The sequence below is a fragment of the Halalkalibacter sp. HAAS-P013 genome, assembly GCF_056619925.1.
This window is the reverse complement of the sequence record NZ_JBWQTU010000021.1, coordinates 1-13,507: the sequence shown is the minus strand read 5'-3', so window position 1 is coordinate 13,507 and position 13,507 is coordinate 1. Positions and strand designations below refer to the sequence as shown.

General features: G+C 40.4%; 9 protein-coding genes, 12 tRNA genes, 1 rRNA gene and 1 riboswitch. Of the genes, 20 read left to right on the top strand and 2 right to left on the bottom strand.

The window, feature by feature from the left end; translation table 11 throughout:
• Nucleotides 1–77 precede the first annotated feature (77 nt).
• The 7 genes from AC1FXP_RS20765 to thiH all read left to right on the top strand — a co-directional run bounded on the left by AC1FXP_RS20765 (nt 78) and on the right by thiH (nt 9,093).
• Entirely contained in the window at nt 78–2,186 is a 2,109-nt protein-coding gene (locus AC1FXP_RS20765; protein ID WP_480063874.1) for an amylo-alpha-1,6-glucosidase, read from the top strand.
• Nucleotides 2,187–2,208: 22 nt separating this feature from the next.
• On the top strand, nt 2,209–3,471 hold the full coding sequence (locus tag AC1FXP_RS20760; RefSeq protein WP_480063873.1) for an ABC transporter substrate-binding protein: 1,263 nt from the start codon (nt 2,209–2,211) through the stop codon (nt 3,469–3,471).
• A 116-nt stretch (nt 3,472–3,587) separates the two neighbouring features.
• Entirely contained in the window at nt 3,588–4,481 is an 894-nt protein-coding gene (locus tag AC1FXP_RS20755) for a carbohydrate ABC transporter permease (RefSeq protein WP_480063902.1), read from the top strand.
• Between the two features lie 60 nt (nt 4,482–4,541).
• Nucleotides 4,542–5,369: a carbohydrate ABC transporter permease gene (locus AC1FXP_RS20750; protein WP_480063872.1), complete on the top strand. Its 828-nt coding sequence runs from the start codon at nt 4,542–4,544 to the stop codon at nt 5,367–5,369.
• Nucleotides 5,370–5,559: 190 nt separating this feature from the next.
• A riboswitch (ZMP/ZTP riboswitch) is annotated at nt 5,560–5,639 on the top strand.
• A gap of 142 nt (nt 5,640–5,781) precedes the next feature.
• The gene (locus AC1FXP_RS20745) at nt 5,782–6,978 is read left to right on the top strand and encodes a phosphoglycerate dehydrogenase (protein ID WP_480063871.1); all 1,197 of its coding nucleotides are present in this window, start codon (nt 5,782–5,784) and stop codon (nt 6,976–6,978) included.
• Between the two features lie 197 nt (nt 6,979–7,175).
• Entirely contained in the window at nt 7,176–7,943 is a 768-nt protein-coding gene (locus AC1FXP_RS20740; RefSeq protein ID WP_480063870.1) for a thiazole synthase, read from the top strand.
• Nucleotides 7,944–7,989: 46 nt separating this feature from the next.
• Nucleotides 7,990–9,093 carry a 2-iminoacetate synthase ThiH gene (gene thiH / locus AC1FXP_RS20735; RefSeq protein WP_480063869.1) on the top strand — a complete coding sequence of 368 codons (1,104 nt, stop codon included), beginning with the start codon at nt 7,990–7,992 and terminating at the stop codon, nt 9,091–9,093.
• A 72-nt stretch (nt 9,094–9,165) separates the two neighbouring features.
• Here the strand turns inward: thiH and AC1FXP_RS20730 are convergent, their stop codons facing one another.
• Nucleotides 9,166–10,377 (bottom strand): SpoIIE family protein phosphatase, encoded by a 1,212-nt coding sequence (locus AC1FXP_RS20730; RefSeq protein WP_480063868.1) that lies wholly within the window; start codon nt 10,375–10,377, stop codon nt 9,166–9,168.
• A complete protein-coding gene (locus AC1FXP_RS20725) occupies nt 10,377–11,222 on the bottom strand; it encodes an alpha/beta fold hydrolase (protein ID WP_480063867.1) in 846 nt (281 codons plus the stop codon). Before AC1FXP_RS20725 ends, AC1FXP_RS20730 begins: the two co-directional genes overlap by 1 nt.
• 812 nt (nt 11,223–12,034) lie before the next feature.
• Between AC1FXP_RS20725 and rrf the strand changes: the two genes are divergently transcribed.
• The 13 genes from rrf (at nt 12,035) to AC1FXP_RS20660 (ending at nt 13,503) form a co-directional block, all read left to right on the top strand.
• A 5S ribosomal RNA gene (gene rrf, locus AC1FXP_RS20720) occupies nt 12,035–12,150 on the top strand.
• A 19-nt stretch (nt 12,151–12,169) separates the two neighbouring features.
• Nucleotides 12,170–12,245: transfer RNA gene (locus AC1FXP_RS20715), tRNA-Ala, on the top strand.
• Nucleotides 12,246–12,257: 12 nt separating this feature from the next.
• Nucleotides 12,258–12,331: transfer RNA gene (locus AC1FXP_RS20710), tRNA-Met, on the top strand.
• 92 nt (nt 12,332–12,423) lie between these two features.
• Nucleotides 12,424–12,497 (top strand) — tRNA-Met (locus tag AC1FXP_RS20705).
• A 9-nt stretch (nt 12,498–12,506) separates the two neighbouring features.
• Nucleotides 12,507–12,583 (top strand) — tRNA-Asp (locus AC1FXP_RS20700).
• 23 nt (nt 12,584–12,606) lie between these two features.
• A tRNA-Tyr gene (locus AC1FXP_RS20695) sits at nt 12,607–12,691 on the top strand.
• 15 nt (nt 12,692–12,706) lie between these two features.
• A tRNA-His gene (locus AC1FXP_RS20690) sits at nt 12,707–12,782 on the top strand.
• 11 nt (nt 12,783–12,793) lie between these two features.
• A tRNA-Gly gene (locus AC1FXP_RS20685) sits at nt 12,794–12,865 on the top strand.
• Nucleotides 12,866–12,894: 29 nt separating this feature from the next.
• Nucleotides 12,895–12,983, top strand: a tRNA-Leu gene (locus tag AC1FXP_RS20680).
• A 10-nt stretch (nt 12,984–12,993) separates the two neighbouring features.
• Nucleotides 12,994–13,070, top strand: a tRNA-Arg gene (locus tag AC1FXP_RS20675).
• A 16-nt stretch (nt 13,071–13,086) separates the two neighbouring features.
• Nucleotides 13,087–13,163, top strand: a tRNA-Pro gene (locus tag AC1FXP_RS20670).
• A 179-nt stretch (nt 13,164–13,342) separates the two neighbouring features.
• Nucleotides 13,343–13,413: transfer RNA gene (locus AC1FXP_RS20665), tRNA-Gly, on the top strand.
• A gap of 16 nt (nt 13,414–13,429) precedes the next feature.
• Nucleotides 13,430–13,503 (top strand) — tRNA-Ile (locus AC1FXP_RS20660).
• The last annotated feature ends 4 nt before the right edge of the window (nt 13,504–13,507 follow it).

Genomic DNA, 13,507 nt, shown 5'->3' with positions numbered 1-13,507 from the left:
TTTTTATAGATAAACCGAAACGTTTCGGACTATAAGGTTGAACGTTTTGGTGGATACTACAGTCGGAGGGGAAAAGTATGAACTATAGAGTAATTAAAGAAAATGATTTGTTTTTGTTAACGGATGAAAAAGGAAACATCCCATTAAACCACCCGTATGGACCGGGATTATATACGAAAGATACAAGGTTTTTAAGTAAGTTGGATTTGAGAATTAACGGAGCTGAGCCGATTCTTCTTTCATCTGAAGCTGATGAAAATTATGTAGCAGAGATGATTTTAACAAACCCTCACTTAGAAGAGAATGGCGAGGTTGAACTTTGGCGGGAATCAATTGAACTAAAAAGAAAACGCTTCATATACGGTGGAGTTTGTTATGAAGTCATTACAGCTAAAAATTACAATCCGAAGCCTGCAACATTTGATGTCAGCCTTCATGTAGATGCTGATTTCAGTGACATGTTCATTGTTAGAGGATTTCAAAACGGAGACCTTGGTAGCAAAGGAGAAACAATCGTTGATGAGAATACCCTCACTTTTACATATATGGGCGCTGATCACATTCATCGTAAGTCTATTGTTTCTTGGGATGAAAAAGCAACGAAAGTAACTGAAGTTGGAGATATTCACTTCGTACTTTCGCTAGATCATCAAGAAGAAAAAACAATTGTATTTACATTTTCTCCTGAAACAGGTGACGAAAAGCTAGTTGTTTATAATCATGAAGAAGCTCTTTCTAAGTTGAAGTCATCGTATGAGTCATGGAAAGAGGAAACAACAAAGGTTGAATCAGACCATCCGATATTCCAACGCTTATTGAATAGAGGAATTGGAGACTTGCGTGTGTTATTAACGGACCTTGGTTATGGGCAATTCCCTGTTGCGGGTCTTCCGTGGTTTGGGGTTCCGTTTGGCCGAGATAGTTTAATAGCGGCTCTGCAAATGCTGCCGTTTAATCCTAAGGTTGCCAAAGGTACGTTGTTAACGATGGCAGCAAAACAGGGTGAGAAAAAGGATAGTTGGAGAGATGAAGAGCCAGGGAAGATTATGCATGAAATTCGCTTTGGAGAATTGGCGAATACAAATCAAATTCCTTTCGCTCCTTATTATGGAACCATTGATGCTACGCCGCTTTTCTTAGTTCTATTAAGTGAATATGTAAAGTGGACAGGTGATGTTGAACTATTTAAAGAGCTTGAAGGTAATGTTGAACGTGCTCTTACATGGATTGATCAATATGGCGACCGAGACGGAGACCTTTTTGTTGAATATCATCAAGAAGCTTCGAAAGGAATTGCGAATCAAGGATGGAAGGATTCTGGAGATTCAATCGTCCATCGAGATGGAAACTTCGGAGAAACTCCAATTGCATTATCTGAAGTTCAAGGGTATGTGTTCCAAGCGAAAAAGGGAATCGCGGAAATTTATCAAGTACTTGGAAATGAAAAAGCCTCTGACCGACTTAGCGACGAAGCATCTACATTACAAGAAAAATTTGAAGCAGAATTTTGGATGGAAGATGTGCAGTTCTACGCGTTGGCGCTTGATAAACATAAGAATCAAGTTGGAACGATTACGTCGAACCCTGGTCATGTTTTATTTGCTGAAATGTTAGATGAAAACAAAGCGGAAATCGTAAGTAATATGCTTACTTCAGACAAAATGTTTTCAGGTTATGGCATTCGTACGATGGGGAAAGACGAAGCCGGTTATAATCCGATGAGTTATCATAACGGGACGGTTTGGCCGCATGATAATAGCTTGATTATTCTTGGTATGAGTAAGACGAACAATCAAGGTCATGCAGCGACAGTGATGAATGGGTTGATCAACTCTGCTGATACGTTTGAATATGATCGCCTGCCAGAATTGTTTTGTGGATACGATGCAGTTGGCAAAGCGGTGAAATATCCTGTTGCATGTTCCCCGCAAGCATGGGCTGCAGGAACACCAATGGTATTTGTGCAAGCGATGCTTGGGTTATTCCCGAGTTGCTTGAAAAAACAAATCAATGTAAATCCTCATTTGCCAGAGGGAATGAATGAATTACAAATCGATAACATGAGAATCGGAGAAGGGACTCTTTCTCTTCGCGTTAAAAAGGAAAATGATTTGTTTACACTTGAGATTCTTCAAAATACAACGGGTTGTGACGTGATCGGAAGCAAGGAAGGTCAGATTAATTAATCTAAAGTGAGGGGACTTTTATATGAAAAAATGGATGAGATCAATTGGACTAACTAGTGTACTTGTAGCAGGTAGTTTGCTAGCAGCTTGCTCATCAGGAGATAGTGGTACAGATAATGGTGAGAACGGTTCTGCGGATGATGTGGTGGAGATCACATTAAGTGGATGGGGGTCTTCACCGGCAGAGCAACGTATTTTTGAAGAGATAATTGAAACGTTTGAAGAGAATCATCCTCATATTTCCGTGAATGTTGATATCGTGGCAGATCAATATATGGACGTTCTTCGGACGAGATTAATTGGTGGTAATGCAGCAGATGTTTTCTTTCTAGAGGCATTTGAGGCACCAGCTTTAATGGAAACGGGTGTATTAGAGCCGTTAGATGATTATATAACAGATGAGTTTAATATTAACGATTTTGAGGAGCCGTTGATCGATGCGTTTACGCAAAATGGCACACTTTATGGATTGCCAAAGGATACATCGACGTTAGCACTCTTCTACAATGAAGACATGTTTGAAGAGGCAGGACTTGAAGGTCCACCGGAAACGTGGGAAGAGCTTGAAGAGTATGCTGAAATTTTAACAGAGTCTACAGGACAATATGGTTTTGGGGTTGTAGCAGATTTAGCGCGTCTCATGTTCATTGCAGAAGCCAAAGGTGGTAGCGTAACGCAAGACAATCTAGCTAGCTTTAGTGATCCTAAAGTCGTAGAGGCATTGCAACCGCTTATTGAGATGAAGCAGAGTGATATTGCTGGGGCGCCTAGTGATGTTGGTGCTGATTGGGGTGGAGAAATGTTCGGTCAAGGTCGAACGGCTATGATGTTTGAAGGGAACTGGACAATCTCATTCTTAGAAGAAACATTCCCGAACCTTAATTGGAATACGGCAGAAATTCCAATGAGTAATGGAGAAAGAGGATCAATGGCTTATACGGTTGCTTATGTTATGAATAAAGACTCCGAGAAAAAGGAAGCAGCTTGGGAACTTATTTCTTGGTTAACAGGGCCAGAAGGAATGGAACTTTGGGCAGGTGCCGGCTTCGCCTTTCCGACTCGTACGTCCGTATCAGATGAATTAGGATTATTTGATGATGAAATCAGAGGTCCATTTGCAAAAGCTACAGGTTACGCAACAGTTTGGGCGGATGATACAAATTTACCAATTATCTATAACAACTTTAACAATGAGTTCTTAAGTGCATTTTTGGGACAGCGTCCGCTAGATGAAGCGTTAGAAGAGGCAGAGCGTGTTGCAAACAGAGAAATTGAAGATTATTAAGGTAAGGGAGAACTCTCTCCCTTCCCCTTGTTTTTGCAAGGAAAGGAGATATACATATGGCCAAGCAAAACAGCAATTCTCCCACAATGACCAAGAAAGCGGGCCAAAGATATGGGATGAATTATTCTAAACGAGCATTAAGAGAAGCAGGGCAAGGTTATGCGTTTATGGCACCAACATTGCTTGTCATTGGTGTATTTGTCTTACTACCTATATTATATGCAGTCTTTTTATCGTTTCATCGTGTCCAGTTGTTAGGCGGAACTAGCTTCGAATATGTTGGACTTAGTAATTTTTTTAGAATCTCAGATGATTACAGGGCTGGAATTGCCTTATGGAATACGTTCAAATATGTGATTATTGTTGTTCCAGCACAGACGATGTTAGCCCTATTTTTAGCGGCGACGTTAAACGCCGGTATGAAAGGCGAGAAGTTTTTTCGCATTATCTACTTCTTACCGACTTTAACCTCCTCTGCTGTTTTAACGTTAATTTTTATGTGGATGTACAATCAAGAAGGAGCATTTAACCAAATGCTTGCATTCCTTGGGTTACCTACTTATAACTGGTTGAATGACCCATCTGTTGCTTTAACAGCAATCATGATTATGAATATATGGGCAACGGCACCGTTTTTTATGGTGATCTACTTAGCTGCTCTTCAAGATATCCCAGATTCTTTATATGAAGCAGCTGAACTTGATGGAGCCGGACCGATCCAAAAGTTTTGGCATGTAACAGTTCCACTATTGCGACCGGTGACGTCTTTTGCGATTATTATGGGGATTATTGGGACTTTTCAATTGTTTGACCAATCGTATATATTCTCCGGAGGTTCTGGTGGACCGAGTAACTCGACGCTCACAGTTGTTTTACTAATATATCAATATGCTTTTGATTCGGCAGGAAGAATGGGTTATGCTGCAGCGTTAGCATTCGGATTAGCTTTTATCATATTAACTGCGACTTTAATTCAACGTAAGTTATCAAAAGAGGAAACATTTTATTAAGAGTCAGGATATGAAGTGTATTTGCTTGGCTCAATCCGAATGGAGTAAGGAGGATCTATCATGGTGAAAAAATTAGGGGTAGGTAAAACCGTTGTCTATACGATTTTAGTTACTTATGCGGTTGTTACATTATTCCCATTTTTATGGGCGTTATCTTCATCCTTTAAATCGTTAGAAGAAATATTAACCCATAATATGAATCTCATTCCAAGAGATTTTACGCTTGATAATTTTCGATTTATTATTGCAGAACAGCCGATGTTTCTGCGCTGGTTATTTAATAGTGTATTTGTTGCTGTTATTGGAACCGTTTTGAATTTATTGTTTAACTCGATGGCTGGTTATGCGTTAGCACGTCTCAGTTTTCCAGGAAAGAAGAGTTTATTTATTTGTATATTAGCTGTACTGATGATTCCTGGTCAGGTGACAATGATCCCGAATTATTTGATTTTGAATCATTTAGGGTGGTTGAATACGTATCATGGCTTAATTATCCCGGCGATGGTAAATGCAACATTTATTTTTATGATGCGTCAATTCTTTCTTAACTTCCCGAAAGAACTGGAAGAAGCAGCGGCTTTAGATGGGTTATCCAAGTTTGGGACGTTTTTCCGAATTGTTCTCCCTATGGCAAAGCCTGCATTGGCTGCGCAAGCAATTTTTGTCTTCATGGCATCATGGAATGACTTTATGCGACCGTTGATCATTATGTCGGATGCCGCAATGTATACGTTGCCAGTCGGGTTAAATCAGTTTAAAGGCCAATATATTACGCAATGGAATTATATTATGGCAGCGTCAATGGTCTTTACCTTGCCTATTCTCGTTATTTATGCTTTCTTTAGTCGATACTTCCTTAAGGGGATTTCGTTTAAAGGGGATAAGTAGAGGTTGGGATTTAGGCAATGTAATATCTATTAATGAAGCGGCTTTCTCATTAGAGAGGTCGTTTTGTTTTTAGGAGGATAAGTTACCCTCTAATGATTGTAATTGAGGTGATCTATCTGAATATTTATGCTCTTTTTAAATTTGAGCCTTGATGGCTTGTGACGAATATGTTATGATCAAAACAAATCTAAAGGCTATGTGTAACTGGCGAAACGCGGATCACCGCGAGGGAGCACATAGTGTCGTTAGCCGTTCGCCTGGGCAGAGGTAAGGGAATTTTTTTATCCCTTGCCTCTTTCTGCTTTGAAAGGGGATAGTCCAAACAAAAAAACGATATCCTAATTCAAAGAACATAACTGTTAAGAAGTATTATTAAAATAGAAATAGAAACAGACAAAAAGGAGAGAATAAAATGAGCACAACAACATTAGAAAAAGTAAAAACAATCAAAACATTAAATAATATTGCAGAAAGTGGACTAAAGGTTTTTAGAGATGACTATAATCTCGACAATGATAGCGAAAATCCGGATGCGGTTCTTGTGCGTAGTTTTAATATGCATTCACTTGAATTTGGCAATAATTTAAAAGCAATTGCTCGAGCTGGAGCGGGTGTCAACAATATTCCGGTTGATAAGTGCACAGAGCAAGGAATTGTTGTTTTTAATACACCAGGTGCGAACGCAAATGCGGTAAAAGAGCTTGTATTAACGACATTAATGGCGTCATCTCGTAACCTTTTTGCTGGTGTGGAATGGGCAAAGTCTTTAGAAGGTGAAGGCGATCAGGTTCCTAAGCTTGTAGAGGCAGGTAAGAAGCAATTTGTTGGGAAAGAAATTAAAGGGAAAACGTTAGGTGTTATTGGATTAGGTGCAATTGGTGCGCTTGTAGCAAACGATGCACTTGATTTAGATATGGATGTAATTGGGTTTGATCCGTTCATTTCTGTTAATACTGCTTGGAACTTATCTCGTAACGTACAGCGTGCAATGTCAATTGAAGAGTTATTTGCAAACTCTGATTATATTACGGTTCATGTTCCGTTAACGGATGATACGAAGGGAATGTTTAACGAAGTTACATTCAGCATCATGAAAGAAGGCGTTCAAATTTTGAACTTCTCACGTGATGGGCTTGTTAATGAAGATGATATTGCTGCTGCACTTGAAAGTGGGAAAGTTGGTAAATATATTACAGACTTCCCGAATGAAAATGTGTTAAAAATGAAAAACGCTGTGCCAATCCCGCATCTTGGTGCATCTACTCAAGAGTCTGAGGAAAACTGTGCAATTATGGCAGCTCGCCAAGTGAAGGAATTTTTAGAAACTGGAAATATTAAAAACTCAGTGAACTTTCCGAATGCTAGTCTTCCGTATACAGGAAAGCGCCGTGTAGCTGCGTTCCACAAAAATGTTCCAAACATGGTTGGACAGATCACATCAGCGATCTCAGATTATAAATTAAACATTGCTGATATGGTGAACAGAAGCCGCGGAGATTACGCTTATACCATGATCGACATTGAAGATAAAGTAAATGGCGATGTGATTCCTGGATTAGTTAAGATGATTAATGAAATAGAGGGAATTGTTACGACGCGTGTAATTTAATTTTATATATAACTGGACGAAACGAGCGGTGATGACATCGCTCGTTTTTTTATGTGGGTTAAGACGGTCAGGAGTTTTTATGAATCTACAAACAAAAGTGTGAGAGATGTTACAGACTCATTTTGAACGGACCTATAGAGTTAATACTGAACTTCAATTTCATTACTTTACAAATTAGAGTAGGAGAGGGGAACAAAATGAAGGATGAATTAACGATAGGTGGGGTTACGTTAACTAGCCGTCTTTTTATCGGGACCGGTAAATTTCATCATAATAATCTGATACCTGCTGTGGCGAAAAGCTCAATGGCTGAGGTTATTACAGTTGCACTGCGTCGTGTCGATCTTCATTCGGCAGAAGAAAATATTATGAATTTGATTCCGAAAGACATGATTCTACTTCCAAACACATCGGGGGCAAGGACCGCGGAAGAAGCTGTTCGTATCGCAAGGTTATCGAAGGCGGCAGGACTTGGGAACTGGGTCAAAATTGAAGTGATTCCAGACCAAAAATATTTGCTTCCAGATAATTATGAAACATTAAAAGCAACGGAATGTCTGGCGAAGGAAGGGTTTGTTGTCTTGCCTTACATGAATCCAGATTTAGTCGTTGCGAAACAGTTAGAAGAAGTAGGGGCGGCGGCTGTTATGCCTCTCGGTTCACCTATTGGCTCTAACCGAGGGTTTCGTACGAAGGAATTAGTCCGCATTATGATTGCGGAGAGTAACGTTCCAATTGTTGTAGATGCAGGAATCGGTAAGCCTTCTGAAGCGTGTGAGGCAATGGAGTTAGGGGCAGATGCTGTGTTAGTCAATACGGCTATTGCCGCATCCAATGGTCCAGTTGTAATGGCAGAAGCCTTTGCAAACAGTGTAAGAGCAGGAAGAGCTGCTTATATAAGTGGGCTGGGGGAGACTGCATTAGAGGCTAGAGCTTCATCTCCTTTAACAGGATTTTTAGGATGAAGATAGCAAATTGGCATAAGTGTGATCTAAGGAGGGGGATGAGAGAGTGAGTTTTTATGACGTTTATCAAGAGTTAAAAGAGCTTGACTTGGAAGGTTTTCTTGATTCGGTATCTAGCAAAGATGTAACAAGGGTCCTAGATAAAGAAGTGTTGAATAAAGAAGACTTCTTGAAGCTTTTATCACCTGCTGCGACGGAAAACTTAGAAGCACTTGCACAAAAAGCCCATCGAGTCACAGTGCAACACTTTGGAAAAACAATTCAATTATTTGATCCAATCTACATCTCTGATTACTGTGTGAATCATTGTACGTATTGTAGCTTTAGTATAACGAATCAATTTAAGCGCCAGCAGCTTTCCATGGAGGAAATTGAGAGGGAAGCAATAAAAATAGCAGAAACAGGAATCAAACATGTTTTAATTTTAACAGGGGAGTCGAGAAAACACTCTTCTATGTCTTACATGAAGGAAACCGTTGCCGTGTTAAGGAAATACTTTGAATCTATCTCCATTGAAATTAACCCACTAGAAACAGAAGAATATAAAGAACTAAAAGAGGTCGGTGTCGATGGAGTTACCGTGTATCAAGAAGTTTACAATGAAGATATATACCAAGACTTTCACGTAAAAGGGCCAAAGCGTTATTACCGTTACCGTCTTGATACACCTGAAAGAGGTTGCGTCGCAGGACTACGTAGTGTAAATATAGGTGCGTTGCTGGGCTTAGATAATTGGAGGAAGGAAGTATTCTATACAGGGATGCATGCTGACTATCTTCAAACGAAATACATAGAAACAGAAATTGGTGTTTCACTTCCAAGAATCCGACCTAACTTAGGGAGCTTTTCACCGAGATCAAAAGTAAATGATCGATCCTTTGTTCAAAGTTTAATTGCTTTACGCCTATTTCTTCCACGATCTGCTATTACTCTTTCTACAAGAGAGAGCGCTGATTTGAGAGATCATCTTATAGCACTTGGAGTGACGAGGATGTCTGCAGGGGCATCAACGGAGGTTGGTGGTTACTCCCTTGAAGTGGAGGGGATGAATCAATTTGAGATTTCTGATAAACGTAGTGTGAGGGACATATGCCAGGCCTTGTATGAAAAAGGCTATCAACCTGTCTTTAAAGATTGGAATCTACTTTAATGGTATAAAGAAAGGGGTGATTCCAAAAGGTCAAAAATACCTTTTGGGATCACCCCTCTTATCTGTAAAGTGTTATGTCAGTTCAACTAAAATAAAACATTGGTCATCACTTTTTGTATAGGTTTTAATTTCATTTGAAAGTGTTTGTATAATCTTTTCTTTTAGGTTCGTGATAGACATCGATTGGTTGTCTTTCAATAAGCTGTTTAATTGATCAGGTCCAAGTGGGTCCGTAACACCATCTGTATATAGGAGCAGTCTTCCTCCGTCTGTATAGGTGAGGGTATTGGTTTTAAATACAAGCCCCTCAAACGTTCCAAGAGGAGGCATTTTAGAATAGAGCTCATGCATTTCTCCGTTTGAGTCCTGCCAGAGGGCAGGTGGGTGGCCTGCATTAATATAATCGATCTTTTTCTCTTTCGTATCAATTAATAGATTGATAGCAGTACAATAATGCCATGCTTCCTTGTTGTTTTGAAACAAACGGTGAAGGTGGTTATCGAGTTCCTTCATAACCGCCTCCGTTTTAACGCCTTTTGAAATGAGTCTTTGGAACAAAGAGTGAAGGGACATCGTAATCAATGCAGAAGAAATGCCATGCCCCATAACATCAAGTAGAATAATGCCATAGCGATGTTGATCTAATTGATAAAAACCGTAAATATCACCTGATAATTCATTAGAAGCTTCATAGAATGATTCTATTTTTATTTGATCGTTGACGATTGGTTCAGTTAGTGACGTTTCTTGAATCTTTCTAGCCAGTTCGAGTTCTTTTGTTGTATTAATTTTGTATGCTTGATTTTGTTTGTTTAGTTCTAGGAGTTCTTCTTGTTTGCTCTTTAAATTTTCAAGTGCAGCTTCTAATTCTGCATTTGCTTTCTCTTTGGCAAGTAATGCTGCTTCAGCCTCTTTTTTTGCTAAAAGAAGTTCATTTTCATACTCACTTCTCTTGCGCATGGGAAACAAAACACAATCTATTTCGTCTTTTCCATTTCTGTTCCTAGGAATGGCGTTTATAATTACGGGTATTTCTTCGCTGCTACTAGATAATAAGGATGTATGCATTTCCTCTATTTTTTTTTCTAATTTTACAAGTGGAACAAAATAGAGCTGATAAAAGAGTTGAGCAGGGACCGTCAAAATGGAATTGATATTCTCTCCATTAAGTTGGTCAAGCTTGTAATCAAGCAGGTTAAGTAACGTCTGATTAATCGCAAGAATTCTGCCATCTTCTGATAGCGTAAGAAAGCCACATGGTGCATCATTCAAATGTGCATCCATTATAAAAGGTCACCTCTGTCAGCTTGCCGTTCCAACTGTGGAGTTTCATTTAAATATTGATTAATTAACTGTACTGTTTCCTCAGGGTGACTCATATGAGGACAATGTCCGGTTGCTTTCATCTTTATTAGTGTGCTAGAAGGAAGATGTTGATGGAGGTACTCACCAACTACGGACGGAGCAATAATGTCGTCTGAGCATTGTAATATAAGGGATGGTACAGATACGTTTGGCAAATCCTTACGATTGTCCGTGAAAAAAGTCGCTTCTGCAAATTGACGAGCGATAATTGGATCAGTTGAACAAAAACGATCTTCTAGCTCATTTTTGATTTCCGGACGATCTGTAGTGTTCATTAGTGTCCCTGCAAAAAGGGTAGCCCAGCCTATATAATTTTTCTCCATCATGTCCATTAAGCCTGTTAGTTGCTCTTTCTCAAAACCTCCGTAGTATTTGGGAGGGTCATTTAAATAACATGGAGAAGGGCCAAGCATAATCAGATCAGAGAAGTACTCAGGTCGTTTTAATGATGCTAGCATACCAATCATACTACCAACGGAATGCCCAACCAAAACGGCATCCTTCAGGTTTATTGCAGAACATACATCTAGTACATCTTGTGCATAGCCATTGAGAGTGCTATATCGATTCAAATCATAAGCTTGTAAATCGGAGTTCCCTGACCCTACATAGTCAAATAAGATTATTTTGTAGTCTTCCTCGAAAGCTTGCGCCACTGAGTGCCATACGCTCTGATCACACCCGAAGCCTGGTGCAAATAGCAATGATCGCGTTCCGTTTCCTCTAATCTTTATATTATTCCGTTTTAATATATACTGGTTCATAATGACTCCTTTTAGTTTGGAACTTTCTAATAGTAATATTAAATATCATAACATTTAACGGGTTATGTGTGTTGTCTTTGTTAAATGCTTTATGGTAAATACTAAAATAGTTCTATGTTCTTGTTATTGTATAATTCATTTGGTTAAGGGAGCTTAAAGAATTTGAAGAAGGATCATTTAAGGAGAGTTTAATCCACTTAATTGAAACAATAGGTTTTGCAGTTACATTAAAAAGGGGAAAGGGATTGTTCCAAACCTATTGGGACAATCCCTATTTTCATTTACCGTGTGGTCTACCTTATTTTGTTTTAAACCGACTTACTTCAGAGAGGAGCGCCTTTGCTATGAGGACAAGGTTGTTGATAGAAGCAACGATTTCTTGTATTGTAGCCGATTGGATTTCCGTCGATTGCTTGAGTAATTGTAACATTTGATAATTGTGATATTCTTTTGATTTTTTCTCCGATCGTTGAAGATTCATTTGAGATTGTTGCTATAGATGTATCTATGACAATCGAGCTATCAGCTTGCGTTTTATTTCCGTTTGCCACATCTAGCAGGTGATGTGAGATCTTTTCGACTGAATCACTGACTTGTTCTGACCCTGCGAGATAATTTTAGATGATTTTTTTGGTGACTTGGGATTTATTTTTTAATTGATTATCTAGTAAATTTATGATAGGTTATTGAACCTAGCCGCAGAAAATTAATTTGAAATAAGTGTTGCGCGGAATGATTAATCGTGATATATTATTTCTTGTCGCTACGAACGAGTAATTGGTTTGTGGTTAGTTGTGAAAAATAACTTATAGTCTGGTGGCGATAGCGAAGAGGTCACACCCGTTCCCATGCCGAACACGGTCGTTAAGCTCTTTTGCGCCGATGGTAGTTGGGGGCTTCCCCCTGTGAGAGTAGGACGTTGCCAGGCTGTAATAGTATTTTTTTATGGGGCCTTAGCTCAGCTGGGAGAGCGCCTGCCTTGCACGCAGGAGGTCAGCGGTTCGATCCCGCTAGGCTCCACCATTCTAAATACGAGGCGGCGTAGCTCAGCTGGCTAGAGCGTACGGTTCATACCCGTGAGGTCGTGGGTTCGATTCCCTCCGCCGCTATTTAGTTGTCTTGACGCAAACACTACAAAGCAAAGCTAGAAGAGGAAAAGACAACTTCCTAGAATTAGCATCGTCCGAATACTGTGTAACGACGCGGGGTGGAGCAGTCTGGTAGCTCGTCGGGCTCATAACCCGAAGGTCGACGGTTCAAATCCGTCCCCCGCAATACCAAGATGGTCCGGTAGTTCAGTTGGTTAGAATGCCTGCCTGTCACGCAGGAGGTCGCGGGTTCGAGTCCCGTCCGGACCGCCATTAAATAGATTTTTCTCTAAAGTGGAGGGGTAGCGAAGTGGCTAAACGCGGCGGACTGTAAATCCGCTCCCTCCGGGTTCGGCGGTTCGAATCCGTCCCCCTCCACCACTAAATAAATATATGGCGGTTGTGGCGAAGTGGTTAACGCACCGGATTGTGATTCCGGCATTCGTGGGTTCAATTCCCATCAGCCGCCCCATATGAAAAAATGCGGAAGTAGTTCAGTGGTAGAACACCACCTTGCCAAGGTGGGGGTCGCGAGTTCGAATCTCGTCTTCCGCTCTTTAATAAAATATGTTTTTATAAATCCTGCCGGGGTGGTGGAATTGGCAGACACACAGGACTTAAAATCCTGCGGTAGGTGACTACCGTGCCGGTTCAAGTCCGGCCCTCGGCACCAGAAAAATTTAGCGCCCTTAGCTCAGCTGGATAGAGTGTTTGACTACGAATCAAAAGGTCGGGAGTTCGAATCTCTCAGGGCGCGCCATTCAACTAAAGGAAAGCGGGAAGTGGCTCAGCTTGGTAGAGCACCTGGTTTGGGACCAGGGGGTCGCAGGTTCAAATCCTGTCTTCCCGACCATGTAATATATAAATAGGAGAATATGCGGGTGTAGTTTAGTGGTAAAACCTCAGCCACGAGCAAAACATCGGCTGAATAAGCTACGAGTTGTCTTGACGCATTTGCTTCTAAGAGTTACTAGAAGAGGAAGAGACATGCCAGTGCGTTATTGAAATTTGTGATATATATTGATTTAATATGCGGGTGTAGTTTAGTGGTAAAACCTCAGCCTTCCAAGCTGATGTCGTGAGTTCGATTCTCATCACCCGCTCTTACTAAATTACTGTGGGCCTGTAGCTCAGCTGGTTAGAGCGCACGCCTGATAAGCGTGAGGTCGGTGGTTCGAGTCCACTCAGGCCCATTTT